This is a genomic window from Candidatus Rickettsia tasmaniensis (genome assembly GCF_036857515.1).
GTDB classification, from domain to species: Bacteria; Pseudomonadota; Alphaproteobacteria; order Rickettsiales; family Rickettsiaceae; genus Rickettsia; species Rickettsia rickettsii.
Genome location: NZ_JAQCNX010000002.1, coordinates 16,072 through 41,586, shown reverse-complemented (window position 1 = coordinate 41,586; position 25,515 = coordinate 16,072). Strand labels below are relative to the sequence as shown.

The following is a 25,515-nucleotide window of genomic DNA, read 5'->3' as shown; positions in this document are numbered from 1 at the left end:
AGATATTAATTTAAATTATTAATATTACTGTACAAAATCTTATAAATAGGATAATATTAAATTAGTCTATTTATTATATTACCTATGTGAAACAAAATTTATCTAATCAAATTAACCTACTCGAAGCAAAAACTCATTTTTCCGATCTAATACAGCGTGTACAAGACGGAGAGCAAATTACCATTTGTAAGCATAATACGCCGGTTGCAAAAATTATAACTCAAAAACCTAAAATGGATAATATAGTAGAGCAAATAAGAGAATTCCGTAAAGGCAAAACATTGGCTCCTTATACTATTAAAGAGCTTAGAGATGAAGGTAGAAAATGGTGAATTCTAAACCGTTTATAGCCGATTGCTCCATAACTGTCTCATGGTTCTTGTATGATGAACGTGATAAATATTCAGATTTTACATTAGATTATTGTTATAAGTTTAGAGTGATAGTACCGCCTCTTTAGAGACTTGAAGTAACTAATGTAATATTAATAGCAGAAAAACGTGCTAGAATAAAATCAGTAGAGGTTATTAAAATTATAGATTTTTTAAACTCTCTCCCCCTTAATATATCAAATTTAAATTTTTCCATACATGAAATTATACAAACTGCAAGAGCCAACAAGCTTACTGCATATGATACAACTTATTTATTAACTGCCATGCATGAAGGACTTCCTATGGCCACTAACATAAAGCATTAATCAAAACATGTCATAATACGGCATTCCGCTATTTTATAGTGAATTAACTTGAATTATGGACAATTTCTATATCATCTTTTAATTTTTTAAGAACATATCTCATACCGTAAATGGATTAGCATTAACGGTATTCGCTATGCCCTTAAAAAAATAAAATATTTCTTATAAATCATCCCTAATTCAAGCTAATTCACTATAAAAGAAAATCATCCACATTTTTCATAAAAAGTTTATGGAAATTTCTAAATCTTTTATTATACTTAAACATTAATTATATAAAATAAAAGAGTATCATGGTTCTAAATATCAAAGCTCCTGAAAATATAGTATTAAAGCCGACCATTACAGTTTTCGGCGTTGGGGGTGCAGGTAGTAATGCAGTAAATAATATGATTAGTGCTAATCTGCAAGGTGCTAATTTTGTAGTAGCTAATACTGATGCACAATCGCTTGAACATTCTTTATGCACTAACAAAATACAACTCGGTGTTTCTACGACTAGAGGTCTTGGGGCAGGAGCTTCTCCTGAGGTTGGAGCACTTGCTGCTCAAGAATCAGAAAGCGAAATTCGTAATTACCTAGAAAATAGCAATATGGTATTTATTACGGCAGGTATGGGCGGTGGTACAGGTACCGGTTCTGCACCGATTATTGCACGCATTGCTAAAGAACTAGGCATCCTTACGGTTGGGGTAGTAACTAAACCTTTCCATTTTGAAGGCGGTCATCGTATGAAAACTGCCGATAAAGGACTTATTGAATTACAGCAATTCGTTGATACTTTAATTGTAATACCGAACCAAAATCTATTCCGTATTGCTAATGAACAAACGACGTTTGCCGATGCTTTCAAAATGGCAGATGACGTATTACATGCAGGCGTTAGAGGAGTAACGGATTTAATGATTATGCCGGGACTTATTAATCTTGATTTTGCCGATATTAAAGCAGTAATGAGCGAAATGGGTAAAGCAATGATGGGTACAGGTGAAGCTAGTGGCGAAGATAGAGCTATTAAAGCAGCAGAATCTGCAATTTCAAATCCACTGCTAGATCATAGCTCAATGTGCGGTGCAAGAGGTGTATTAATCAATATTACCGGCGGTTCCGACATGACCTTATTTGAAGTTGACAACGCTGCTAATAGAATTAGAGAAGAAGTAGATAACCTTGATGCTAATATTATTTTCGGTTCAACATTTAATCCGGAATTAAAAGGAATTATCAGAGTATCAGTTGTTGCTACCGGTATTGATGCCGATAAAGTACCGACATATAAACCTGCAATAGCTGAAACTACCAATATAGTTCCTGAGGAAACTTATAATAAAGCTATAGCACAACCTACACAAATAGAAGAAATTCCTGATTTTAACAGCTACAGTACCGAAAATATTGAAATTACCGACGCTCCAATAAATCAAAATTTTATCGGAAATGAAAAAGAGCTAGGGTTACATGCCAATACTTTCAACCAATCTGAAGATGACTCACCCAAACCATCATTTTTAGGAAAAATATGGGGTTCTCTGCGTGCTTCAAATAATCAAACTTTAGAACGCAAAAACGTTGTTGTTAGTACTCTAGATCAAGATAATAAAGAGTCTGATATTCATGACATACCGGCTTTTTTAAGAAAGAAACGGGATTAGATTAGAAAATGAATATAATTTCAGAACAGCATAAAAAAGAATTATTAGAAATAACTAAAAATTTTCCTGCAGATACTGCATCACTAATAAATTATGTAGATAAAACATTTAAATGTCACATTCATGATTTATCTTGATCGGATCAAAAAGATTTAAAGTTTTTTATAACAAAAAGCTTTGCAAATCAAATTGATGTTTGTAAAACTAAAGAACATGCTCAAAATTTTTTACAAGAGTTACACGAGCTATGGGAAGATTTATTTGAAGAGATATTGGAAGATAAGCCTGTATATAGTTTAGACATTGACGGAGCAACATGCTATGCCGCATTAGATTTTACCGAATTAAATCAAAATAATATGCTGAATACAAGATTTAGCACAACCTCCCTTGGTTTTCATTTAATAAAAACGCTACCTAACTTTTCTAGTGACAAACAAAAATATAAGGCTGAACTAACCTTTACAGAATTAAAACAAAATAATTTTGCAAAAATATATTTGGAAAAATAGCAATATAACTCTCAAAGTATTCTTATTTCAAATATACAAAATAATCACAATAATTACATATTATTTCCTAAGATTATAAACCTTGAAGAACAAGTTACCATAGATATATTAAATAATTTATTATTATTAGGTGCTTATAATAAATGTAATTTTTTTGAATCCAATAACGGATCAGAAATATATTTTAGATTACCTAAGCATGAAAGGCTTGCCATGAAAGTTTTTAGTTTAAATAATCAGCCTATATTAAAAGAAAATAAATTTGAAAATTCTATATTATTTTTAAGTACAAAAATAAACGAAAATGGTGATGTTGACTATAGTGAAGGCTTTAGTGTTGATATAGCCGATGGTAAAATAAATTCTTCTTATATAACTCCTCTAGGCGAGATAATGGATTCTAATTAAAAAAATAATCATATGCCAAATAAAATTATACTATTTCTTATATCATGTTTTTTAAATACTGATTTATTAGCCGATACCGATAAGCGGTTAAAAGATATTGCACCCTATCCTACGCCACTTGAAAATCAAAAGCGTTATGTAATTCATTTACCTACAGAGTCCAATGAAGAAAAGCTAAAAGTAGAATTGCAAGCAACAAAAAATGCAATGCAAGATTGTAATCGTGTTTGGTTTGGTGGTAAGCTGGAAACAAAAACTTTAGAAGGATTAGGATATAATTATTATATAATCGATCAAGTTAGCGATCACCCTGCTAGTACAATGATGGCATGCCCAAACGTAAAAGCAACCATACAACCGGTTAGTGTATTTTTAGGCGATGAAACATTTTTAAGATATAATAGCAAACTACCTATCATAGTATATGCTCCAAAAGATGTTGAACTACATTACGTTATTTGGCATCAAAATGATACAATCAATTCTGCAAAGGAAGAATAGGACCATACTATTCTTCAAAAAAATTTAATATACTATATGACATTTAACGTCATCACGAGCAGTCGTAGACTGCGTGGCAATCCAGAAAAAATAATCAAAAATTCTGTAAATCAGAATTTTTTACTAGATTGCTTCGTCGAAACTTGCAGTTTCTTCTCGCAATGACGAAGACTAACCTATACAACAAGGTCCGTGGTCGCTCGCAGTTAGCATACTAAATTACTCAAAATCTTCCTCTACAGCTTCAACTTCTTGCACTTCCGGTACAAAATGTTTAAGCATGGACTCAATGCCGTTTTTTAAGGTGATGGTGGAACTAGGACATCCAAGACATGCACCACGAAGTGCTAATTTAACTACACCGTTTTCAAAGCCTTTATATATTATGTCGCCGCCGTCTTGTGCAACAGATGGACGCACCCTAGTTTCAATAATCTCTACGATTTGCTTCTCTATTTCCGAAAGCCCATCAAGGTTATGATTTACATTATCTGCTTTGGTGTTTTCTTCAAATACAGAAAAGCCTGAAACAAAATGATCCATAATAACCATTAAAATTTCAGGCTTTATAACTTGCCAATTACCTTCAGCTTGTTTAGTTACTGTTATAAAATCACTACCGAAAAACACTGATTTTACATTATTAATATGAAATAATGATTCTGCAAGTTTGCTTCTTCCTTTTACTTCAGCAAGCTCACTAAAAAATACCGGCTGATCACTACTTATTTCCTGCCCTGGGAAAAATGTTATTGCATCTGGATTTGGAGTATCTTCAGTTTGAATAAACATAATTAAAGCACACTAATAAATTTGTTGATTATTATAAATTGATAGTACTACTTTTACAATATATTTGTATTTAGGCATTTTTGCATGGCTCTCAAAAGCCGTATATGTCATTCCTGCGGCAGCAGGAATCCAATACTACCTATCCACGTCATTGCGAGAAGGCATTTATGCCGACGAAGCAATCTCATGCAATTTAAGAGAGATTGCCACGTCGCTACGCTCCTCGCAAGGCATTGTTGCAGGGACCGGTAAAGCACTCGGTGTCATCCTGTGGCTTGACCACGGGAGCCAGTTAAAAATACTAAGTTTTTATGGCCCCCATGGTCAAGCCACGGGATGACAGAGGTGAAATTGATCCACACAACAACGCCTCCTCGCAGTGACAATTATAAATATTTTGCTAGATTCCCGCTTTTAGCTAGGAATAACATAAGGCGGCAAATATCTAATTAATATATAAGCCGGTATAAAACAAAATCCTGCTACAATAAAGAAATAAGTCCAGCCTAAATAAGTAGCTGCATAGCCTGAAATACTACCAAACAATATGGTACTAATATAAGCAATAGAAGTAATTAAAGCAATTTGGGTTATACAATATTTAGAATTACAGCATCTTAATTGGTAAGAAAAAAACGGCGACATAGTTAAGCCCTTGGTAAATTCTTGAAAAAAGACCGCTATATACAAACTTGTAATATCTCGATTATAAAAATAGAGAAATAAAAAAGATAGGCTAGATAAAGCATGATATATTAATGCTCTTTTAAACAAATAAGAATATTCATATTTTCGGCACAAAAACCCACCTATAAAACCTCCAAGGATTGTAGCACACATACCAAAAGCTTTATATCCAAGAGCTAAATCTTTCTTCGTATACCCAAGATCGAGATAAAACATATTCGGCATAATTGACAGAAAATTATCTTGAAGACGATATAGAAGCATAAAACTAACAATTATTAGCCATTTAGGTTTCTTGACAAAATCATAAAAAGCATGCCAAAATCTATCAAAATCATTAATAATTATCTTATCTTTAAATTCAAGCGGATAGATTATAATTAATAGTAATGACGGTATACATAAAATGGTCATAGCACGATAAACATCTTGCCAGGATATGATAGTAGATAAATATAACGCTCCTGAACCTGCTATAAGTATACCTATTCTAAAGCCTGTAGTACAAGCTGCCTCACTTATGCCCCAATTTTTATTTGTAATCAGTAACATCTGTGATGATTGAAGTAACATATCATAAATGGACAAAAAAAATGCCACAGCTACTAAGCATAAAGCAAATGGTATAAAATGAGTGTTAGGGTTAAAATTTGTTAGAACATATACACAAAAAATACAACTAACCAAAGCAATAATTAAACAATATTTATATCCCCACTTACTTAAAGGAGCAAAACTTACTTTTTCAAGCAAAGGACCCCATAAAAATTTAAATATATGAATAAAATTCACTAAACTAAAAAGCCCGATAGTGATTTTATCAAAACCGGATTCTCGAAGCCAAAAAGAAAGAGTTGAACCGGTAAGTAAATAAATTAAACCTCCGGGAAAAGAAATTATTAATATAAAGAAAATATTAGATATATATTGAAATCGTGAAAAATTTAAACTTATGAATTTATCCTCCTTTAAAATATACGGATGTCATTCCTGCTAAGGCATTGCCCGCATGGATATCTAATCGTCATTGCGAGCAGCCATAAGGCTGCATAGCAATCTCATGAGATAATAATAAACTCTTTAGATTGCTTACGTAATTTCCTCGCAATGATATAAATGACGTAAATCTAAACTACGATACTTTCTTTCTTTTATTACCGTAGCTGTTACCATCAAAGGTTCTTTTACGGCTACTATCAAAAGCATTAAACTTTTTACCGTCACCGCCGGCTCTTTTACCAAATGATCTTTTACGATTATTTGTATCACTTCTAAACTCACTACGTGGCGTAGATTCTCCTTTATTTACTAGACGATCGATTGCACGCCATCTAATAACATCATAAGGAGAAATAAAAGACAACGCATGTCCGGTAGCCCCTGCTCTACCCGTTCTACCTATCCTATGTAAATAATCTTCAGGACACATAGGTAAATCATAATTAATAACATGCTGTGTATGAGGAATATCAAGCCCACGAGCCGCTACATCAGTTGCTACCATTATTCTATGGTTTGACTTACGAAATGATAAAATTACTCTTTCACGTTGACGCTGACTTAAATCACCGTGTATAGCTTCTGCTGTATGATTTTCATATTTCAACATTTTAGCTAATTGATCGGCAGAGCGTTTAGTCTTCACAAAAATAATGACCGATCCTTCCCTATTACCAAGTTGTTTAGTTAATTCACTAAATTTTTCTTTATCAGAAACATGCATTGATTCCTGTTTTATTTCTGCAGCTGCTTTATTAGTAGCACCTACCGTAATACGTACCGGATTGTTTAGATATTTTTGAGAAACAGCAATAATATGTTTTGGCATAGTAGCGGAAAACATTAAAACTTGTCTTTTTTCCGGTAAAAATTTATTGATTTCTTCTAATTGTTCTTTCATCCCCATATCAAGCATTCTATCCATTTCGTCAAGTACGGTTATGCCTATACGATCAATTTTTAGACTGCCCCTATTTAAGTGATCGATAATACGCCCCGGCGTACCGATAATCACTTTTGGATTCTTTTTTAATTGCATAAATTGTTTAGGCATCGGTTCACCACCTATCAAAACTGCACTATTAATTTTATAGGATGTAGTTACTTTATTTAAAGTACTGTGTATTTGCGTTGCTAATTCTCTAGTCGGAACAAGAATTAAAGCAGTAGTTTTATTTTTAATAAATGAATCAATTAACGGCAATAAATAAGCAAGAGTTTTGCCTGAACCTGTTTGGCTAGAAGCGAGTATGTCCGATCCCGCCATTGCAACCGGGATCGATTGCTTTTGTATTTCAGTCGGCTCAGTTATATTCATTGTCTCGAGAGCAATAATTAATTCTTCAGATAAATTAAAATTTTTCATTATATAATCCAATATAGTTTTAAATCAAAATATGCACATTATTGATTAGACCTCTTAACATAACTCATTTCTTAAAGATATATGAGACATCGACGCTGCTCTCTCATCCTTACATACTTAACTATGTACGCTGCGTAGAGTAGCAGTTCTTATTCCCTTTATAAGATAAGTTATGCAAGAGGTCTATTGTATAAAAAATAAGTTATAGTAAATTAAAATAACGACTTATATAATTATCCTGAATCAAAAAATATGCTTAAGCTAGATTACAAAACACCAACTAAATATATAAAACGATAATGAATAATGAAACTATTTTAGAATCTTCTTCAAACCAGAATAATATTATTAGATTTAGGGCATTTTCATGCCCTTTAGTAAAAATAATTTATTATACTTAAAATTATATAGGTTATTATAAGACAAAAACAAAATACTTACTATTTTGATAAAGACGACTAGGCTACCCTAAATTATAAACAATTTCGGGTAGCTGCTTTTGGTATTATAAATATATTTATTTAATTCTGAGGTTAACAGCATAGGCTTTTCCTTGCTTTTCTTCAAGATCAAAAATTACATCTTGTCCTTCTTCAAGGCTATGTAAACCTGCTGCGTCTACGGCTGATTTGTGTACAAACACATCTTTGCCGCCATTTTCCTGTTCAATAAATCCAAAATTCTTCGTAGAATTATACCACTTAACTTTACCTACTATATTTGTAGCCATAAAAACCTTTATTAGATAGAAATTACTTATTTGAACTTAACACACGCTTATAATAACTAAAACTTAAATTTTACTTTAAGCCTTACTTAAATATAAGAGCCGATAAAATTCATTATGCAAAACTACCTTACCTTGCGGCATTTGTCAATAAACATGTCAATAACATGCAAGAGAAAGTATTACTTTCTGAAACTAATCTATCATATTATTACTATTTTGTCACTATTTAAGTTAATTATCTAATAAATTAATGAGTAAACTAACGATTTTAAAGGTGTTTAATAACTTTTTCATATCAGAATAATATATTAACGATAAAAGTACTTGCTTTTTTGTATTTTTTTTATTAATCTGTCCACTTAGCAAATGCAACCTTAAGCTGCCCGCGTGATGGAATGGTAGACATAACGGACTTAAAATCCGTGGAGCGTAAGCTCTTGCCGGTTCAAGTCCGGCCGCGGGTACCATTCGCCATTTTTAGGCAAATTCACCAATGTATCAAACGGCGAACGCAGCATAAAATCAAGCTTTTCAGATTTCAATATTAAGTTCCAAAATATTAAATTTACTAAACATCTTTTTTTGCTCACGCTGGAACTTTTAAATATCTTATAGGCACTTGAGGCTGTTGATATCAAGGAAACCTGTAGCGATAACCGAAATTAATGCATAGCTGTGACCCTAATGTATTAATTCGCATCGCAACTAGATATTATGAGCGGAACTGATTTAGAGATTGCCGCAAAAAACTAACCACCAAGCCAATGCTATTTAATATGTTTGCTTTAGCTGAACATTTGCATAAGACAATTGTCGAAATCAAGCAAATTACAATAGACGAATAGCATCACTGCCTCGCTTATTTTAGACTAAAGAAATCTAGCAAACAGAATAGATTGAAAAGGCAATAAGTAAAAGCTTTTCAGCGTTTTTTACTTAATAATACATACGCTTTAATAAATGTTGTTTATTATATTGTACTTCAGAATTTGTAGGATCAAGTTCAATTGCTTTATTATAAGACTCAAGAACTAAATTGTATTTACTTAGTAAATAGAAAAAGCCGTATTTTTGAGTAAGATAGATTTATTAAATATATAATTATTGACTTATTCCCCCCTATAAATTACTTCTCTCACATGATAATTAAACTCTATCATTAATATATAAGCTAATTTTAAAGAGTTAAAATATAAAGAAGAAGAAATTTTAACCTCTGAGTCTTATATTGATGAAGAGGAAGAACAGAAATTAAAAGCTCAAAATGCAAGGGAAGAGCTTAAGTTAATACTAATAACTCTTGGAATAGTTTTGACTAGTTTTTTAACTTTCTGTTACTTCTTTTTTAACTATATAGAAGAAAAAGCAGCAGAATATAAACTACAGCAAGAAGCAGAAGCAAAAAAGTTAGATAAAGCTGAATGATCCAAGCTATAATATTTCAGCAATTCTCAAATAATCTTGAGGGGCAAGATTTTCAGCACGATAATTATCATTGATTTTCAACTGAGTTAATACTTCATGTATATTAGGTACAAGATTTTTCAGTGATGATTTGATCATCTTCCGTCGTCCTGCAAAAGCAAGCTTTGTTATTTGCTCAACTTTATTTATCAGAGCAATAGACGGCGGATTTTCTAAAGGTATTAGTTTAACTATCGCAGAATATACTTTAGGAGGTGGATAGAAAGCAGTTGGCGCTACGTCAAAGCACTTTTCCACTTGAGCTATTAGCTGACATATTACCGATAATCTGCCATATGCTTTAGTTGAGGGCATAGCACAAATACGTTCTACTACTTCCTTTTGTAACATTAGCGTCATACTAGTAATTAGCCGTGCTTCTTTCAGCCATCTAATCACTAACTCAGTACCTATATGATACGGTAAATTAGAGATTATAGTTACTTTATAGTCAATTAATTTGGACTTGCCTATATCGTTACTCGTCGCTCTCCTATTATTTATAGGCTTCGCTTCTAGCTTCTTGTATGCAAATCCAACTGAATTGACTATATCATAGCTTAAACCGGTTAAATTTATTTTAAGAGCATCTTGTTTAATAATATTTAGATTAGGATAATATTCTTTAATCTCATTAAGGAGCGGGAGGCATCTCTCATCTGTTTCTATAACAGTTAAGGATTCAGGATTTTTCTGCAATATTGACCTAGTTAACCCTCCTGTGCCGGGCCCTATTTCTAATACTCGGCTATTTTCTGCCAGGTTACTTGCACGTACGATTTTATCACATAGACTACTGTCAAAAATAAAATTTTGTCCGCGCTTTTTAAGAGGATTAACTTGATGTAAAGCTGCGTGTTTTGCAATTGAAGGGAGCATAGGGTATGTCATTCCCGTGAAAGCGGGAATCCAGTAAAACATATAAAAACTTGTTTTTATATGTTTGTTTTTATCAAATATAATTCTGTATTAATAATCAAGGTTATTTTTCTGGATTCCCGCCTACGCGGGAATGACATAGAATAACACACACTAAGACGGCAGCATTATTTTTATAGCTGCTTTCTTACGCATATTTTCAAACATTTTTTGTGCTTTTTGCGAAATCTTTTTATTGATTAGGAAATTTACTACATAATTATTTTCATCTTCATTAACATTTAAGATTTTTTTGCTGCACACTAATGTTATTTCAAATTTGTTATTTACTTCAAAAACATTACTTGCTTTATCAGGAGTTAAGTCCTTTACAATAGTTTGTTTTACGCCTTCTATCTTGCTAAGCTTATCGGTAATAATTTGCATAGTAGCAAAATTATCATAAAGCGATTTTTTAACATCCGCACATTTTTTTAGTCGATTTTTCAAATTATTCATCTGCGTAAACGCTTTATTGCCACCATCTTTAGATGTAAATACTTGCATTGAAATTTCTACGTCTTTTTGATCGCTAGATAAAATTGCGACATCTATTTCTTTATTACTTACTTGTACCGATCTTGATAGACTTGATAAAATATTCATTTTAATCAACTCGGATTTAATTTGGGAAATAAAACTATCAGGATTAACCGATCTGCTTTTTAGATACTGAAGAAGAGAACCGTGAGGCATTTTATTACGATCTTCAATAGACTTAATAGCGTTATCTATCTCTTCTTGCGGAATTTCTCTATCCCCTGCATATTGAAAAAGCAAAGATTCGTCAATTAAGCTCTTGAGTGCTAAGTCACTTAGCTGCTTATCTTGAGCAGGCGTTAGACTTTCAACATTATTTAGTGCCATAATCATTTTTTTTCTAGCACGAAACTCATTAAGAGTAATAGGTTCATCATTTACGGATACTACTATATTCGGTAATGATGCTTGTGCTACATTAAAAGTAAAAAAAACGGTAATGATTAATAATAATTTTCTCATGTGATACTCTGAATAAGTGACCAGTAAGTAGACGAAGTTTTATTTGGAAAAGAGCAAGGAGTCTATAAGTCAAGGAGCGGAGTGTACATTTAGTACGTGAGCACCGCAGAACTTATAAGACGACGTAGCCAATTTTTCAAATAAAACGAGTATACTCACATGTTTAAAACTTTTAAACCGATAGAAATAGTCGGCGCAGAGGTAGTCTTTTTGATTCCTCTACTTCCATCGGCTAGATAATCGGAATAAATCTTTGCAGTAATTCTAACACAATCTTTAGCATATGTCATCCTAATAGTTCGAGTAAGTAAATTTGGAGATCGTCTAGAGAGATCAATGCGTGCACCAAAGCCTATGGTCCAATTTTCTGCTAGCTGATAATTTATGTCTCCATAAAATTGTCGTACTCTATTATTTGAAACCTTTATACTTTCTACGGAATAATATTTGTTAAGATTGGTAAGCTGAATAAAACTACCTAGAAAGTTAATCTTATCATAGTTAAAATTTCCTCCCACTTCATCTCTAATAGGTCTGAAATATCTATCTTTCCGAAAGCTATAAAACACTTCTAAATTATTAGAAAGATTACCTAGTATCTGCCCTACATTTTCCGTATCACCAACCGGTAAATCTATACTATATCTTGTATTACGGGAGTGTCCTAAAAATAATTTTAAATAATTTTCTTCTTTAGCAATACTAGTATTTAAGCCGTAACTTAATCTATTACCGAAATCATGGCAATCAATACCGCTATAACGGTTGGATAAAAAGATATTTTTTTCGGATAATTCATATTTAGCAGGATCAATTATAACAAATTTTTTATCTTTCTTAGATAGTTTACGTCCCATAGTAAAAGAAACTACCGGCTCAATAAGTAAATTTATCGTTTTTGTTATATTGCCTACTAACGGATAACGCCATAAAGTTTGCAATTCCGGTATATTCCTTTGAAATGATTTACTTTCTCTCGGCTTATCTACATAAGCCCGTCTAGCAAGATAAAAATCGCCTCTATCTCTAGCAGCAAAATCAAAAATTTGTCCTGAAGCAGTCAGCACATTATGCATAAAGGATAGTTGCAAAGAGGTTCTAGCAACTTGTTTTCCTATTCTTTCTTTGTACATTAACGTATTATTTTCAACAACGATATGGCTGTTGTCATTATCATTCAAATTTATCACGTTTTTTGTATTGATTTTTGGTAATACTAGAGGATCGGTATATTTACGATCATTACTACCTAAACCTTGAAAACTTAATCCTTCCGCCGAAAAATAATCAGCCTCATGAATTTTATTTAAGAATATTTTAGAAGTTAAATATGAAGCGTAGTTATTATAATAATTTTTTAAATAAGCTTTATCCGATGTACGCTCTACCCTGAAACCGTAATCATAAACTTTATCGGTACTAATAAAATTACCGCTTGCTATATAATGATAAGAAGAAACTTTTTTATTTTTCACTACACTTCCGTCTTTTTCTAGAAAATACGGTAATTTACCGTAACTAACTTGAAAATTCATATTATCGGTATCATTCAGGCGATAACGTGCTTCTAGCTCATAAGTTTGATATTTACTAAAAATTCTTGGAGTGAGAGTAAAATCCATATTAGGTTTTGCACGTAGATATAGGGGGATGCCAAACCCTTTATTTTTGACGTCAGGTACCAATAATCCGGAAGCTGCAGGGGCCGTAGGAGTCGGATGGAAAAAATACGGTAAGTAAAAAATCGGTACACCGTATACTTCAAAAAACACGTTTTTATAAACTACTCTATGCTCTGCGGAATGAATATAAGTATCCTTAGCAGCAATTTGCCAAATAGGGTTTCTATTACAAGTAACATCACAAGGGGTAAACTCGGCATGGTGCAGCTTAAGATTATTTTCATCTGTTCTTTCGGCAAGTTTAGCAATTAAAAGATTATTATCACCGGAAAGCAAAATGAATTCCGATATGATACCTTTCTTAAATTCATCTTTTAAAACCGCTTTGTCTCCCTCTATTATCCGATTTTGTTTATCCTTAATTCGGATATTACCTTCTGCCCATAAAATATCGTTTTCTATATCATAAAGTAAATTATCTGCCGTTAATAAATACTCATCCGTGATAATTCTTATATTACCTTTAGCATATATCAAATCCTGATTTTCATTATACTCTACGAAGTCAGCTATAATATTGCTTATTTTAATATTTTGACCATTCTTAGAAAGAGCGGCAAAACTTACCAAAGAAAATATTATGATAATAAGCAAACATATTATTCGCAGTAGCATTTATATTAATAAATATATTTTAATAGTAAAAAATAATAGCAAGCTATTAGCAATATATCAAATAATAAAAAATTTTGCTTGCTCTTTTGTAGTGCAAGGTTATTCTATGGAGATGATAACCGTCATTACGAGGAGAAACTATAAGTTTTGACGAAGCAATCTCATGAAGTAAGATAAACTCCTGAGATTGCTTCGTCAAAACTTATAGTTTCTCCTCGTAATGACGAATAATGTGTTACCCTCAGCGCAAAAAACCAAGTACTAATAAAATGCTAGACAATTTCATTGCGCATCAAGCAACCAAAGAGTTTTCAGTTAGTGAGATTTCTAATAAAATCAAAGAGCTATTAGAAAATAATTTTGGCTATATTAAGGTAAAAGGCGAAATTTCAGGCTTAAAAATAGCAAGCTCAGGTCATGCTTATTTTAACTTAAAAGAAAATACCGCCATTTTAGCCTGTACTTGCTGGCGTCCTATTCTTGCTAAAATCAAATTTCCTTTAAATGACGGCATGGAAGTAGTAATTAGCGGTAAACTCTCAAGTTATGCAGGTAATTCACGTTATCAATTATCGGTAGATAATTTGCAACCCGTAGGACTTGGAGCTATGCTGCAAATTCTAAATGAGCGTAAAGCAAGGCTTGAGAAAGAAGGCTTATTTAATAAAATACGTATTCCTATACCCTTTTTACCTGATAAAATAGGCGTTATCACTTCAATAACCGGTGCTGTTATTAAAGATATTATTCATCGTATTCGCGAACGTTTTCCGACTCGGATAATAATATGGCCGGTTAGCGTACAAGGCGAAAATTCCGGCAATGAAATTGCTGAAGCAATTGAAGGATTTAACAATTTAGAAGAGGTAAATAAACCACGTGTTATAATCGTTGCTAGAGGTGGCGGTTCCATAGAAGATCTTTGGTCATTTAACGATGAGATATTAGTACGTGCTGCTTATAACTCAAAAATTCCTATTATTTCTGCAGTAGGTCATGAAGTGGATTATACTTTAATAGATTTAGCAGCCGATAAAAGAGCTCCAACACCGACTGCTGCCGCAGAATTTGCCGTACCGGTACGATCTATTTTAAATAATGCGCTACAATCTTATGAAAAAATATTATTGAATAATACTAGCCGGTTAATTAAATATCACGAACAAAATATAGTAAATTACGATAAAATACACAGATATCTCTCTCACTATATAAATAATAGGCAGCAATTACTGGACGAAACCGGTTTTAATTTACTAGATGCTTTACCGTGCTTTATTGAACTACAAGAAACAAAGATTAAATCTTTTTCTAAAGAAAGAGTTAACCCTGCTAAAATAATCAATTACAAAACATTAGAATTAACACATCAAACAGCTTATCTATCAAAATCGGCAAATAATACTTTGAAAAACTTTGAGTATAAATTAGAATTAAATAGTACGTTACTTGCAAGCCTTGATTATCACAACGTATTAAAACGAGGTTTTGCTATAGTTAAAGGAGAAACGGGTAATTTTTTATCTTCTAAAATTACTGCTGCGAATGAAAAAATTTTTAATATTGAATTTTCTGATGGTGAAATTAAAGTAGTTCGTGATTAAAGGCTTTGGTTTTTAACGTCATTGCGAGCAGCCGTAGGCTGCATGGCAATCTCATGAAATAATGATAAGCTTCCTGAGATTGCTTCGTCGCATTACTGCGTAATTCTTCTCGCAATGACGACTCGGATATCCACGCAACAACGATTGTTCGCAATAACGATAAGATATTGCTACGGGATGACATTTTAATTCTAAAAAAATACAGACCATGAAAATTTTAAAGCTTTTTATTTTTATACTTCTCATTTCTAAAAATTTGTATGCTTTAAGCATAAGCACGAACGAACAACAAGCAATTTTAGAATGTGAAGGGACAGCTGATAAAAAAACTTTGATAAATGCATGGTATGTAAATGAGCCTTATCAATACTTAATTGCTGCTTCAAACGGTCATACTACCGTTTCCGGTATGGATCTAGAATTAATTAACGCTATTGCTACAAAAATAGGTATCAATATTGAGTACAATAAAGATGGCTGGTATCAAGATCAATTAGATATTCAAAGCGGCAATGCCGACATGACAGCAGGAACTACTTATACTACTGAGAGGAGTTGCAATGGTTATTATTCACAAAATTGAGCCTCTACGTTTTTGGGGACCGTTTTTTGCTTTCATTACAGCTAATTGCGGTGCAATATTACGAAATTTTATTATGAAAGAAAATTCAATTAAGAGGATACCAAGAGGAGTTAGTATTGGAATCACTGTATTATGGGGTATAGCTTTTAGCGTATTATTAGATATGTACAGTAGTAATCCAAATTATCATACAATAAAATATTCAATGAGTATAGTAATTTCCGGAGCATTTATTACTAGTCTCTTAGTTTATCATTTTGGTTTTCTTGAGTGGCGATTCCGTAATGAAAAATTAGAAGATATAGAAAAACAAACATGAAGATAGCTACTTGGAATATTAATTCCATAAAAACAAGACTTAATTTATTGCGTAATTTTTTATCTAAAGAAAATCCGGATATTTTATTATTGCAAGAAATAAAATGCGAAACTGCAAAATTTCCTTTTGATGCATTATCTGATCTACCTTATAATTCTTATGTTCACGGACAAAAATCATATAACGGCGTTGCTATAATTTCAAAATTTCCTGCCGATGAAATAATTAAGGATTTTCCGAATAATTACTGCAGTGATCAAGCAAGATTCTTAGAAATAAAATTATCATTACCTATAGGGTTTTGTAATATAATCTCGCTCTATGCTCCTAACGGTTCATTTGTCGGTAGCGATAAATTTGTAGCAAAACTAGCATTTTATGATAATTTTATCAATTATCTATCAACTAAAAAATCTTTTGACGAAAAAACTATCATAGGCGGTGATTTCAATATTGCACCGTTCGATATAGACGTATATTCACCTAAGCTACTGGCTGAAACTACTTGTTTTACTGAGGTTGAACAAAAAAAATTACGCACTATTCTAAATTCCGGATTTGAAGATTTGTACAGATTAATGCATCCGAGTAAACAAGAATTTTCATGGTGGGATTATAGAGCCGGATGTTTTGAACAAAATAAAGGTATGAGGATTGATATGATTCTTGGTTGTAATAATACTATTGACTATTTAGAAAATTGCTATATGGATTATAATTTAAGGACTCAAGAAAAACCTTCAGATCATATACCGGTAATTGCGAGTTTTAAGGGATAGTCAATTTGGAATGTTGCTATCTTAGGATGCCGTATGTCATTCCCGCGTAGGCGGGAGTCCAAAAAAATAGCTTTAATATTGGATACAGGAGTTACATAATTTGATAAAATAACCATATAAAAACAAGTTTTTATATGATTTTAATGGATTCCCGCCTACGCGGGAATGACATAGGCCACTTTTTAAAAATAAATATATATCTCCAAAATTCATGACATTTTACGAAAAATATATGACGATTGTCGGTACAATCGGCAATTTTATGTTTTATGTACAGGCTCATAAGATTTTCACCTGCCAATCTTCGGCTTCTGTTTCTATGCCTGCCTTTACTATAAGTGCTATTGCTCTTTGTAGTTGGCTTATATACGGCATATTAATAAAAAATATACCTATTATAATAGCAAATATAGTAGGTTTTATCGGGGCATTATTAGTTCTCTTAACCATAATAATATATTAATAATGACTAAGAAAATCATTACTTTAGTTGGTCGTCCGAATGTAGGCAAATCAACGCTTTTCAATAGATTAAGCATACGTAAAAAAGCTATCGTTCACGATTTGCCAGGCGTCACTAGAGATAGAAAATATACAGACGGCAAAATCGGCTCTTTTGAATTTTTGTTAATTGATACCCCAGGACTTGACGAGAATCCTAATAGTATGGGAGAGAGGTTAATGGAGCAGACTACTAAAGCAATTTTAGAGGCAGATTTAATTTGCTTTATGGTTGACGGTAGAAGCGGAATATTACCTGATGATAAGCTACTTAGTAGTTTTGTTAGAAAATATAATAAGCCTGCTATATTGGTAGTTAATAAATGCGAGAAAGCTTTTGATTTTGATAAAGAGTACTACAAATTAGGGTTTGATGGTATGATAGCTATCTCTGCTGAGCATGGCACAGGCTTAATTGATTTATATGACGAAATTATTGCCAAATTACCTGAAGAAGAATCAATCGAGACAAATATAGCCGATCCAATTAAAGGAGATTGTTTGCAGATAGTAGTTAGTGGCAGACCTAACGCCGGAAAATCTACTTTTATAAACGCTCTTATTAATGATGAAAGATTATTAACCGGTCCTGAAGCCGGCATTACTCGTGAATCAATTGAAATTGATTGGCAATATAAAAATAATCATATTAAATTGATTGATACGGCAGGACTCCGCAAGAAATCTACTATTACAGAGTCTTTAGAAAAATTATCGGCATCGGATACTATTAACAGTATTAAATTTGCTAATACCGTAATCTTAATGATTGATGCTTTAGCTCCTTTAAAACAGCAAGATTTAAATATTGCAAGCCATGTGGTAAATGAAGGAAGAAGTATAGTTATAGTAGTGAATAAATGGGATTTAGTTAAAGAATCCGAAAAAGAAGCATTTCAGGAAGAATTTTATTATCAGATAAATACTCATCTGCCTCAGGTTAAAGGTATCCCCGTTCTATTCATTTCAGCAATAAATAAACAAAATATTGAACAAGTGCTAGATGCTTGTCTTAAAATTTATAAAATTTGGAATAAGAAAATAACTACTAGCAAATTAAATGAATGGCTTAATTTTACTACGGAAGCACATCCGCTGCCTTTACAAAAAGGCGGCAGAAGAGTGCGTGTAAAATATATGACGCAAACAAAAACCCGCCCCCCTACTTTCAAGCTATTCTCCAATAATCCGGAAAAAATTACCGATAGCTATACTAGGTATTTAGTAAACAATATGCGTGAGGCTTTTGACATGCCGGGCGTTCCTATTAGATTCATTTACGTAAAAACTAAAAACCCGTATGTGTAGTTTAAAATTAATTAATAACAGTTTAGTTATTAGCACCAAAAAATCTGAATTAGATATATTACTAGATAATATTACTGATTCTAATTGTCATCATGAATTATTAAGTAATAATAAGACTAAAGGTAATGAAATATGGTAACTTATATACTTTAACCAAGCTGTAAATTAGATAAGTTTGCTATTCCAACTACACTTATTTTTTCTGTTTTTTTATATGTATTATTCCCGGCGGTAACAATATATAAATGTTCTAACTGCAAATCGGCAAGAACGGTATGCATTGATTTAGTAATACTAGGAGCATCAGCATTTTTTACTTCAAAGCCGTATTTCTTACCATTCTTAATAATTAATAAATCTAATTCTGCTCCTGTTTGCGTTCGCCAAAAAAAATACTCTGCATCCGTTTTAAATTTACGTATTAACTCCTCTATTACAAACCCTTCAAATGAAAGACCGTGTTTTGGATGAACATACCAATCATGTTCGTGAATCCCTAATAATGCATGTAGTATTCCGCTATCTCGTATATAGACTTTCGGTGCTTTCACTTGACGTTTTGAGATATTTTCATACCAAGGTTTTAATAACCGAATCATAAAAGTTTGCTCTAATATTTCAGTATAACGTTTGATAGTCATATCCGTTAAACCGAGCGACCTTCCAAGCTCGCTATAATTTAATAATTGCCCATGATTATGAGCAAGCATCATCCATAACTGCCTCATTACATGTGCATTAAGAGATATTCCTAAACTAGGCAAATCACGCTCGATAAAACTAGTGATGTAGCTATTACGCCATCTAAGACTTTGGACATAATTTTTTGCTAAATATGATTTAGGAAAACCACCTCTTAACCATAACTCCCTAAAATCATTTATCTCTATTAAATTGAACGGAGTAAGCTCCGTATATTCAATACGGCCGGCTAATGATTCTGAAGATTGTCGCAATAATTCTCCAGAAGCACTACCTAATATTAAAAATTTTTTGTTTGAATAGTCAGCAAGAACTCTTAAATAAGGAAAAATTTCAGGTTGTCTTTGAATTTCATCAAGTACTATTAAACCGTTTAAAGGCTCAAGAGTTGTTTTAAGATTCTTAAATTGATCTAAGTGAGCTGGATCCTCAAGGTCAAAAAAGTAGCTCTTTTCATCTTCTTTAAGCTGTTTAATATAAGCGTGAGCTAAAGTAGTTTTACCACATTGCCTTGGACCGAGAATGGCACAAATAGGGAATATCTCAAGGGCACCTGTGATATGTGTTAAATAATAATTTCTTTCTATCATCCTTGTAATTTCATAATGACACTTTGAATTTACAATATAATTTTAATCAAATAATAGCAAGATGTTTCTAGGTCCTGTGCACTTTTGATTAATGATTATAATTATGAGATCTTTTTAAGCGAAAATTAATAAGATTTTTGAAGGAATAGTTATGCATATTTCAAAAAAATTTGATAATTTCCAGCTAAAAAGAGCCATAATTATAATCATTAATCAAAAGTGCACAGGACTTAGGCTCCTCTACCGGATTTTCCTATCTCTCTTTGTCTTTCTTCTAATACCTTACTTGTATGCGGTCCTACCGCTTCTTTATCTTTACTAAATTTACTTTTTCCTAAATTAACTATAGTTTCTGCTACTACTCCTAGCACTTTTGGATCTGATAATAATTTTAACGCCAGCAATATAATTTTACCGTATTCATGTTTGCTAAATTTATCGGCAATTTGAATTAATTCAGGTGCATGTTTACCGGCTATCTTTACTAATTTTTCACCGTCTAATTTTAATTTTTGACCCTTAGGTGTTTTATTTCAAAACTCATCTACAACCGGTCCTAAACTACTTGCATGTTTTGTTAATAGTTCAGGAAGGTCTTTTGCAATTATTTTGCTTATTTCCGGATTATGGTTTTTAATTTGTATCAAAGGACTAATCAATTCCTTTACCTCTTTTACCTTTTCTTCTTTTGATTTCTCTTCCTTTGGAAGTGGCTTAATCAACTGAAATTTTTGTATTATATCAGCAACTTTATTGCTATCGGAAAGAGCGAGGCTTGTAAGTTTAGTAATTGACGGTAGAGCATCTTTTAAAAAAGGCGTAGATGCATCTAATGCCTTATGTATAAACTCTGGATCTTTCCCTTGTGATTTTATTCTTTCCGTTACTTTAGGCTGTTTTAAAACATCTAATATATCCTGTTTATTACTATCTAAATATCGCGGTAATTCTTTTTCTAAAACAGGAGATAAATTATCAATAATTTTTTTGGCATTTTCAACTAACTCTACTATTTGAAGTTTTTTGCTTTTTAATAACTCTTTTTTAGTTTCAGTATCTAACCCTTCCATATTTAGGTTAATTTTAGTCCAACGCTGATTTTCTTTAAGCTGACTATAAGCTTTTATAGCTGAAGGAGTACTTTCAATTAATTTTTCGCTAGAATTTACAAGTAGTGCAACTGTATTTGTAATTAATTCAGGTTTAGCGATTTTTTGTGCTTTATTATTTATTATATTTTCCGTAATTTGAACTAACCCCTTTTGATTATCAGGATTTTTTAAAATTGTACTAAATCGTGATTAAGAAGGGGTTTTACTTTGTCTGAAGTAATAATGTCATGTATATTTTTAATATAGCACCTTGAGATGACGCGTTTTTTTGTTTAATATTCTTATATATTTCTTGTACTTTTGGGTTTAAATCGCTTTCTAGTGCTTTAGATATTAAATCTACTCCTAGTGTAGATAATTCTCTGATAAATTTAGGACTTATTTTGTCTAATATATTTATTTTTTCTGTTTCGGAAGTTTGAAAGTTTTTTGTTATTTTGCTAAGCCTCTTATTTAAAATAGGCGTGAGAAGATATGGGATAACTTTAGACTGTAAAAGAGTTTCTTTTGAACTATTGGATATAGTTTCGGAATGTAAAACAGAAGCACATTTTTTTATAAGCGATGCTGCATCTGCTATCATCTTGCAACCAGCTTCAATAGAACCTACACTAGTGGTAGCACTTCTCGCTTTTCTGAGAATGCAAGATCAGGTAAAACTTGAGAAGCCTCCCAGGTAAACTGCAATGCACTAGGAACATTCCCGACTGCTTGGATAACACTTTGTATTATACCTAAATTATCTCTATTAAGATCTAGATATCGTTTATTTAACTCATCATATTTTTTGTTACCTGTTTCAGCTCCAAGAGCTAAATATCCAACTTGAACCCACGAAAGGTTTTTATATTCTTCATCAAGCTGTTGCCTTATATTATCAGTGGATTCCTGCTCTTGCTCTTGGCTTTTAGACATTTAAATACCTTTATATAATTTAAAGGTTAATAAAATTTAACTTTTAAATTTTTGTTAATTTTAAAAGTCATGGTTATCTTGCAATGGTTTTTTACTATAATTTTTCATTTACCGGTAAATCCATACTAACCTCTCCACACAATAAAACGATATTCTCCATTACCTGAGGATCTATATCCGGGTTGTTATACTCTTTATTTTTCTGAATCCAGTTGTAATAGTAAGGGTCAGGCCATAATTCCATGATTTTCGGTAAAGATTTTTGCTGTATAGTACCGACATTATACTCGCGTTTTAAAACTTCAGCCGGCATTCACCCTACATCACCAATAAAATATATTTCTGAGAAATGCAAAATCGATTTAATATTATTATCGGGATCTATATGGATTTATAATATTCACGTTGTACATCATTAAGCAATTTCGCTACTATAAGTGGTTTATCGAGATGTTTTTCTATACTTACTAAAGCTATATTTTCTAAGTTTTCAGGGCATTGAACAATTTTATCTAAAGCCGTTAATTTTTCAAACTCTTCCTCTCCTATTTTTTCTTTTAGGTCTCTTTTATATTTTTGTTCTTTATCTGAAGGAAATACTAATTTATCATTTTTACAATCAACCAAAAAAGGAGTAGTAATAGGATATTTAATAAATAAATCTTTTAGTTTCATAATAATAAATTTCTTAATATATAAGGCTATAATATTAATAATTTTTTATATGTCAAATAATATCCTCTAGACTATCTAGGTCATGCTTTTTACCAATCGTAACAACTTCGCTTCAGGGCTTAGATTTTTCACAGCCCATTTTTTAATCCAAGGTTCGGCAAGCTGCCACATATTAACATTACCGTCTAACTGTCTGCCTATCCCTTCCACCATTATTAAAGTCTTTTGCAATAGCAACAACTCCGGTTGTACTTCCATGCCGAAATCTTCCGTGATTTTAAATAAATGTGCAAGCAGCTTACCTATGGAAATATTTTTTATGGGCGTCCCTATCATAGGCTCGGTAACTGCTCTACAACTTTGAGCGAATAAATCTAAATCGGTATTTGATGGGATGTAGCCGGCTCTTAAATGTACTTTAGCAACTAATTTATAATCACGCCTTAAAAAGCCAAATAGACTTTCGGCAACGGCTAAACGATCTTTTTCTTTAAGTCTGCCCATAATACCGAAATCAAGTAAAATTATCTTACCTTGCTTATTCACTAAAATATTCCCTGCATGTAAATCAGCATGAAAAAATCCGTCTCTATAGGCTTGATTGAAAAACATTACGGCAAAATCCTGAGATATTTTTGCAGGCTCTAACCCCATTTCCTTTAGTAGCAAAGTATCATATATAGAAGTGCCGTCTAACCACTCGGTGGTTAGTATATTTTCTGATGTTAAATCCCAATATATTTTAGGGATTATCACGTTAATATCATTTCGCATATTATCCGTAAGCTCAGAAGCTGCTGCCGCCTCTAAACGTAAATCAAGCTCAAATTTCATAGTTTCATGAAATTTATCGACTACTTTAATCGGTTTTAGCCTTTTTGCTTTAGAAAATTTTGAGATAATTTTTGCAAGAGAATATAGCAGCTTAATATCTCTGTTATATTTTTTATGAATACCCGGACGCAAAATTTTTACCGCAACATATTCACCGGTTATAAGTTGTGCTTTATATACCTGCGAAATTGATGCGGCAGCGATGGGGGTATCGTCGAGGTGTAAGAAAGGGAGGGCGTCATGGCTCACAGTCGTAGACTGCGTGGCAATCTTTTGTTTGCTTGCTGAGATTGCTTCGTCGACATAAATGTCTCCTCGCAATGACGTTATCAACCTTCTAGCCACCCCACCATCAAACGGAGGTAGCTTATCTTGCAGTAACCTTAAATAACCTGCTATCTCTGCTCCTACTAAATCGGCTCTTGTCGAAAGAGTTTGTCCGAATTTTATATAAATAGGTCCAAGATCACTTAAACAATCTATTAAGCGTTTGCCATAATCTTCCCGTGATTTTTTTATTAACGAGACCGGAGCAAAAAATAAGGCTAATATATAACCGATAAACCTGAAATATTTAGGGCTTCTTGAATCAATTAAGATTTGCTTTTTACTGATGATACGAAAAATACGTATTAAATTAAAAAGATTACTTATCATCTATTATATACTCCGAAATAAAATAAAGAGTAGTATACGAAGATCAACTTCAAAAAGAGCAAGGGGTTCACAAGTCGAGGAGCGGAGCGTATACTTAATACGTGAGTACCGCAGATCTTGTAGAACGACGTAGCCAATTTTTGAAGTTCATCGAGCATACGCACTGTGGATAGCAACTATTCCGCCACTTAGATTTTTATAACCTACTTCCTCAAAACCGGCGTCTTTAATCATTATTCTAAACTCGTCTTGTGCGGGGAATAAATCTATACTTTCGACCAAATATTCATATGCCTCTTTATTACCCGCTATCATTTGACCAATACTCGGTATAATATTAAATGAGTAGAATTTATAGAAATCTTTTATGTACCCTTCCTTTACTTTTGAAAACTCAAGACATATAAACTTGCCCATTGGCTTTAAAACCCTACATGCTTCCTTTAAAGCCTTATTTATATCAGGTACGTTTCTAATACCGAATGCTATAGTATAATAATCAAAACTATCATCCGGAAATGGTAGTTCTTCAGCACTTGCTACAGTAAATTTAAGATTCTGAAATAAATTCAGATCTATTGCTTTTTTCTTAGCTTGCTTTAACATTTCTTCATTAATATCACTTAAAGTTAAAGAGATATTATTAACTCTATCTCTTGCTTTTTTAGCAAGTTTTAAAGCAATATCACCGCTACCGCTAGCAACATCTAATATATGAGAGTTAAGATTTGGAATTTGCCTAATAAATTCATCTTTCCATAAACGATGTAATCCCAAACTCATTAAGTCATTCATTAAATCATACTTATTAGCGACATTAGAAAAAACGTTATTTACTAAACCTTGTTTTTTAGTGTAGTCTACTTTTTTAAAGCCAAAATTTGTTTGGTTCATAGTTTTTTATTATA

29 protein-coding genes, 1 tRNA gene and 3 pseudogenes are annotated in these 25,515 nt (G+C 32.3%); 17 read left to right on the top strand and 16 right to left on the bottom strand.

All coding sequences use genetic code 11. From position 1 onward, the window contains the following. Positions 1-86 precede the first annotated feature (86 nt). From O6R16_RS00725 to eco, 7 genes and pseudogenes are all read left to right on the top strand, one after another. Positions 87-332, top strand: coding sequence for a type II toxin-antitoxin system Phd/YefM family antitoxin (locus O6R16_RS00725; protein WP_499679587.1), 246 nt, complete (start codon positions 87-89; stop codon positions 330-332). Continuing rightward, positions 326-653, top strand: a pseudogene (locus O6R16_RS00720) (type II toxin-antitoxin system VapC family toxin). Before O6R16_RS00725 ends, O6R16_RS00720 begins: the two are co-directional and overlap by 7 nt. A 340-nt stretch (positions 654-993) precedes the next feature. Continuing rightward, positions 994-2,352 carry a cell division protein FtsZ gene (gene ftsZ / locus O6R16_RS00715; protein ID WP_499679586.1) on the top strand — a complete coding sequence of 453 codons (1,359 nt, stop codon included), beginning with the start codon at positions 994-996 and terminating at the stop codon, positions 2,350-2,352. Between the two features lie 8 nt (positions 2,353-2,360). Continuing rightward, the gene (locus O6R16_RS00710) at positions 2,361-2,489 is read left to right on the top strand and encodes a hypothetical protein (RefSeq protein ID WP_499679585.1); all 129 of its coding nucleotides are present in this window, start codon (positions 2,361-2,363) and stop codon (positions 2,487-2,489) included. 135 nt (positions 2,490-2,624) lie between these two features. After that, positions 2,625-2,864 (top strand): hypothetical protein, encoded by a 240-nt coding sequence (locus O6R16_RS00705; protein ID WP_499679584.1) that lies wholly within the window; start codon positions 2,625-2,627, stop codon positions 2,862-2,864. An 18-nt stretch (positions 2,865-2,882) separates the two neighbouring features. Continuing rightward, positions 2,883-3,272 (top strand): hypothetical protein, encoded by a 390-nt coding sequence (locus O6R16_RS00700; RefSeq protein WP_499679625.1) that lies wholly within the window; start codon positions 2,883-2,885, stop codon positions 3,270-3,272. Positions 3,273-3,284: 12 nt separating this feature from the next. Continuing rightward, positions 3,285-3,773 carry a serine protease inhibitor ecotin gene (gene eco / locus O6R16_RS00695; protein ID WP_499679583.1) on the top strand — a complete coding sequence of 163 codons (489 nt, stop codon included), beginning with the start codon at positions 3,285-3,287 and terminating at the stop codon, positions 3,771-3,773. Positions 3,774-3,992: 219 nt separating this feature from the next. On the opposite strand, the gene O6R16_RS00690 is transcribed toward eco, so the two are convergent. From O6R16_RS00690 to O6R16_RS00675, 4 genes are all read right to left on the bottom strand, one after another. Beyond that, positions 3,993-4,565, bottom strand: a complete 573-nt coding sequence (locus tag O6R16_RS00690) for a NifU family protein (protein WP_499679582.1) — start codon at positions 4,563-4,565, stop codon at positions 3,993-3,995. 414 nt (positions 4,566-4,979) lie between these two features. Continuing rightward, positions 4,980-6,206 (bottom strand): MFS transporter, encoded by a 1,227-nt coding sequence (locus O6R16_RS00685; protein ID WP_499679624.1) that lies wholly within the window; start codon positions 6,204-6,206, stop codon positions 4,980-4,982. 178 nt (positions 6,207-6,384) lie between these two features. Continuing rightward, positions 6,385-7,617 (bottom strand): DEAD/DEAH box helicase, encoded by a 1,233-nt coding sequence (locus O6R16_RS00680; protein WP_499679581.1) that lies wholly within the window; start codon positions 7,615-7,617, stop codon positions 6,385-6,387. Between the two features lie 517 nt (positions 7,618-8,134). Next, complete coding sequence (locus O6R16_RS00675; RefSeq protein ID WP_008579233.1) at positions 8,135-8,347, bottom strand: cold-shock protein; 213 nt, start codon at positions 8,345-8,347, stop codon at positions 8,135-8,137. Positions 8,348-8,728: 381 nt separating this feature from the next. Here O6R16_RS00675 and O6R16_RS00670 point away from each other — a divergent pair. Both O6R16_RS00670 and O6R16_RS00665 read left to right on the top strand, forming a co-directional pair. Continuing rightward, a tRNA-Leu gene (locus O6R16_RS00670) sits at positions 8,729-8,814 on the top strand. Positions 8,815-9,532: 718 nt separating this feature from the next. Continuing rightward, a pseudogene (locus tag O6R16_RS00665) lies at positions 9,533-9,772 on the top strand (RP671a family tick cell line-upregulated protein); the annotation flags it as partial. 6 nt (positions 9,773-9,778) lie between these two features. On the opposite strand, the gene rsmA reads toward O6R16_RS00665, so the two are convergent. The 3 genes from rsmA to O6R16_RS00650 all read right to left on the bottom strand — a co-directional run bounded on the left by rsmA (position 9,779) and on the right by O6R16_RS00650 (position 14,028). Beyond that, positions 9,779-10,690 (bottom strand): 16S rRNA (adenine(1518)-N(6)/adenine(1519)-N(6))-dimethyltransferase RsmA, encoded by a 912-nt coding sequence (gene rsmA / locus O6R16_RS00660; protein WP_499679580.1) that lies wholly within the window; start codon positions 10,688-10,690, stop codon positions 9,779-9,781. A 153-nt stretch (positions 10,691-10,843) separates the two neighbouring features. Further along, entirely contained in the window at positions 10,844-11,731 is an 888-nt protein-coding gene (locus O6R16_RS00655; RefSeq protein WP_499679579.1) for a SurA N-terminal domain-containing protein, read from the bottom strand. Between the two features lie 155 nt (positions 11,732-11,886). Further along, positions 11,887-14,028, bottom strand: coding sequence for an LPS-assembly protein LptD (locus O6R16_RS00650; protein WP_499679578.1), 2,142 nt, complete (start codon positions 14,026-14,028; stop codon positions 11,887-11,889). Between O6R16_RS00650 and O6R16_RS00645 the strand changes: the two are divergent. From O6R16_RS00645 to O6R16_RS00610, 8 genes and pseudogenes are all read left to right on the top strand, one after another. Further along, positions 13,994-14,205, top strand: a pseudogene (locus O6R16_RS00645) (hypothetical protein). The gene O6R16_RS00650 and the pseudogene O6R16_RS00645 sit on opposite strands and share 35 nt — an antisense overlap. Positions 14,206-14,297: 92 nt before the next feature. Beyond that, complete coding sequence (gene xseA / locus O6R16_RS00640; RefSeq protein WP_499679577.1) at positions 14,298-15,632, top strand: exodeoxyribonuclease VII large subunit; 1,335 nt, start codon at positions 14,298-14,300, stop codon at positions 15,630-15,632. 208 nt (positions 15,633-15,840) lie between these two features. Then, complete coding sequence (locus O6R16_RS00635) at positions 15,841-16,215, top strand: transporter substrate-binding domain-containing protein (RefSeq protein WP_499679576.1); 375 nt, start codon at positions 15,841-15,843, stop codon at positions 16,213-16,215. Continuing rightward, positions 16,193-16,534 (top strand): hypothetical protein, encoded by a 342-nt coding sequence (locus tag O6R16_RS00630; RefSeq protein ID WP_499679575.1) that lies wholly within the window; start codon positions 16,193-16,195, stop codon positions 16,532-16,534. Before O6R16_RS00635 ends, O6R16_RS00630 begins: the two co-directional genes overlap by 23 nt. Next, positions 16,531-17,313, top strand: a complete 783-nt coding sequence (gene xth, locus O6R16_RS00625) for an exodeoxyribonuclease III (RefSeq protein WP_012736964.1) — start codon at positions 16,531-16,533, stop codon at positions 17,311-17,313. The genes O6R16_RS00630 and xth overlap by 4 nt, the downstream gene beginning before the upstream one ends. 196 nt (positions 17,314-17,509) lie before the next feature. Beyond that, positions 17,510-17,776 carry a SemiSWEET family transporter gene (locus O6R16_RS00620; protein ID WP_499679623.1) on the top strand — a complete coding sequence of 89 codons (267 nt, stop codon included), beginning with the start codon at positions 17,510-17,512 and terminating at the stop codon, positions 17,774-17,776. Positions 17,777-17,778: 2 nt separating this feature from the next. After that, a complete protein-coding gene (der, locus tag O6R16_RS00615) occupies positions 17,779-19,122 on the top strand; it encodes a ribosome biogenesis GTPase Der (RefSeq protein WP_499679574.1) in 1,344 nt (447 codons plus the stop codon). Next, positions 19,115-19,261 (top strand): hypothetical protein, encoded by a 147-nt coding sequence (locus O6R16_RS00610; RefSeq protein WP_499679573.1) that lies wholly within the window; start codon positions 19,115-19,117, stop codon positions 19,259-19,261. Before der ends, O6R16_RS00610 begins: the two co-directional genes overlap by 8 nt. Before the next feature lie 10 nt (positions 19,262-19,271). Here the strand turns inward: O6R16_RS00610 and O6R16_RS00605 are convergent, their stop codons facing one another. The 9 genes from O6R16_RS00605 to ubiE all read right to left on the bottom strand — a co-directional run bounded on the left by O6R16_RS00605 (position 19,272) and on the right by ubiE (position 25,501). Continuing rightward, positions 19,272-20,414, bottom strand: coding sequence for an ATP-binding protein (locus O6R16_RS00605; protein WP_499679572.1), 1,143 nt, complete (start codon positions 20,412-20,414; stop codon positions 19,272-19,274). Positions 20,415-20,644: 230 nt separating this feature from the next. Next, entirely contained in the window at positions 20,645-20,818 is a 174-nt protein-coding gene (locus tag O6R16_RS00600; RefSeq protein WP_499679571.1) for a hypothetical protein, read from the bottom strand. Positions 20,819-20,947: 129 nt separating this feature from the next. Further along, entirely contained in the window at positions 20,948-21,484 is a 537-nt protein-coding gene (locus O6R16_RS00595) for a hypothetical protein (protein WP_499679570.1), read from the bottom strand. Between the two features lie 244 nt (positions 21,485-21,728). Beyond that, positions 21,729-22,109: a hypothetical protein gene (locus O6R16_RS00590; protein WP_499679569.1), complete on the bottom strand. Its 381-nt coding sequence runs from the start codon at positions 22,107-22,109 to the stop codon at positions 21,729-21,731. Positions 22,110-22,132: 23 nt separating this feature from the next. Next, positions 22,133-22,441, bottom strand: coding sequence for a hypothetical protein (locus tag O6R16_RS00585; RefSeq protein ID WP_499679568.1), 309 nt, complete (start codon positions 22,439-22,441; stop codon positions 22,133-22,135). A gap of 94 nt (positions 22,442-22,535) precedes the next feature. Continuing rightward, positions 22,536-22,754 carry a hypothetical protein gene (locus tag O6R16_RS00580; protein ID WP_016926481.1) on the bottom strand — a complete coding sequence of 73 codons (219 nt, stop codon included), beginning with the start codon at positions 22,752-22,754 and terminating at the stop codon, positions 22,536-22,538. Between the two features lie 68 nt (positions 22,755-22,822). After that, positions 22,823-23,116, bottom strand: coding sequence for a hypothetical protein (locus O6R16_RS00575; protein ID WP_499679567.1), 294 nt, complete (start codon positions 23,114-23,116; stop codon positions 22,823-22,825). Positions 23,117-23,191: 75 nt separating this feature from the next. Then, positions 23,192-24,607, bottom strand: a complete 1,416-nt coding sequence (gene ubiB / locus O6R16_RS00570) for a 2-polyprenylphenol 6-hydroxylase (RefSeq protein WP_499679566.1) — start codon at positions 24,605-24,607, stop codon at positions 23,192-23,194. Positions 24,608-24,754: 147 nt separating this feature from the next. After that, positions 24,755-25,501: a bifunctional demethylmenaquinone methyltransferase/2-methoxy-6-polyprenyl-1,4-benzoquinol methylase UbiE gene (gene ubiE, locus O6R16_RS00565; protein WP_499679565.1), complete on the bottom strand. Its 747-nt coding sequence runs from the start codon at positions 25,499-25,501 to the stop codon at positions 24,755-24,757. Between the last annotated feature and the right edge of the window lie 14 nt (positions 25,502-25,515).

Coding starts and splice junctions, on each gene's coding strand:
- ftsZ (WP_499679586.1), top strand. CDS start 994: ATGGTTCTAAATATCAAAGCTCCTGAAAATATAGTATTAAAGCCGACC.
- O6R16_RS00710 (WP_499679585.1), top strand. CDS start 2,361: ATGAATATAATTTCAGAACAGCATAAAAAAGAATTATTAGAAATAACT.
- eco (WP_499679583.1), top strand. CDS start 3,285: ATGCCAAATAAAATTATACTATTTCTTATATCATGTTTTTTAAATACT.
- O6R16_RS00690 (WP_499679582.1), bottom strand. CDS start 4,565: ATGTTTATTCAAACTGAAGATACTCCAAATCCAGATGCAATAACATTT.
- O6R16_RS00680 (WP_499679581.1), bottom strand. CDS start 7,617: ATGAAAAATTTTAATTTATCTGAAGAATTAATTATTGCTCTCGAGACA.
- O6R16_RS00675 (WP_008579233.1), bottom strand. CDS start 8,347: ATGGCTACAAATATAGTAGGTAAAGTTAAGTGGTATAATTCTACGAAG.
- rsmA (WP_499679580.1), bottom strand. CDS start 10,690: ATGCTCCCTTCAATTGCAAAACACGCAGCTTTACATCAAGTTAATCCT.
- O6R16_RS00655 (WP_499679579.1), bottom strand. CDS start 11,731: ATGAGAAAATTATTATTAATCATTACCGTTTTTTTTACTTTTAATGTA.
- O6R16_RS00650 (WP_499679578.1), bottom strand. CDS start 14,028: ATGCTACTGCGAATAATATGTTTGCTTATTATCATAATATTTTCTTTG.
- xseA (WP_499679577.1), top strand. CDS start 14,298: ATGCTAGACAATTTCATTGCGCATCAAGCAACCAAAGAGTTTTCAGTT.
- O6R16_RS00635 (WP_499679576.1), top strand. CDS start 15,841: ATGAAAATTTTAAAGCTTTTTATTTTTATACTTCTCATTTCTAAAAAT.
- O6R16_RS00630 (WP_499679575.1), top strand. CDS start 16,193: ATGGTTATTATTCACAAAATTGAGCCTCTACGTTTTTGGGGACCGTTT.
- xth (WP_012736964.1), top strand. CDS start 16,531: ATGAAGATAGCTACTTGGAATATTAATTCCATAAAAACAAGACTTAAT.
- der (WP_499679574.1), top strand. CDS start 17,779: ATGACTAAGAAAATCATTACTTTAGTTGGTCGTCCGAATGTAGGCAAA.
- O6R16_RS00610 (WP_499679573.1), top strand. CDS start 19,115: ATGTGTAGTTTAAAATTAATTAATAACAGTTTAGTTATTAGCACCAAA.
- O6R16_RS00605 (WP_499679572.1), bottom strand. CDS start 20,414: ATGATAGAAAGAAATTATTATTTAACACATATCACAGGTGCCCTTGAG.
- O6R16_RS00595 (WP_499679570.1), bottom strand. CDS start 21,484: ATGGAAGGGTTAGATACTGAAACTAAAAAAGAGTTATTAAAAAGCAAA.
- O6R16_RS00590 (WP_499679569.1), bottom strand. CDS start 22,109: ATGATAGCAGATGCAGCATCGCTTATAAAAAAATGTGCTTCTGTTTTA.
- O6R16_RS00585 (WP_499679568.1), bottom strand. CDS start 22,441: ATGTCTAAAAGCCAAGAGCAAGAGCAGGAATCCACTGATAATATAAGG.
- O6R16_RS00580 (WP_016926481.1), bottom strand. CDS start 22,754: ATGCCGGCTGAAGTTTTAAAACGCGAGTATAATGTCGGTACTATACAG.
- O6R16_RS00575 (WP_499679567.1), bottom strand. CDS start 23,116: ATGAAACTAAAAGATTTATTTATTAAATATCCTATTACTACTCCTTTT.
- ubiB (WP_499679566.1), bottom strand. CDS start 24,607: ATGATAAGTAATCTTTTTAATTTAATACGTATTTTTCGTATCATCAGT.
- ubiE (WP_499679565.1), bottom strand. CDS start 25,501: ATGAACCAAACAAATTTTGGCTTTAAAAAAGTAGACTACACTAAAAAA.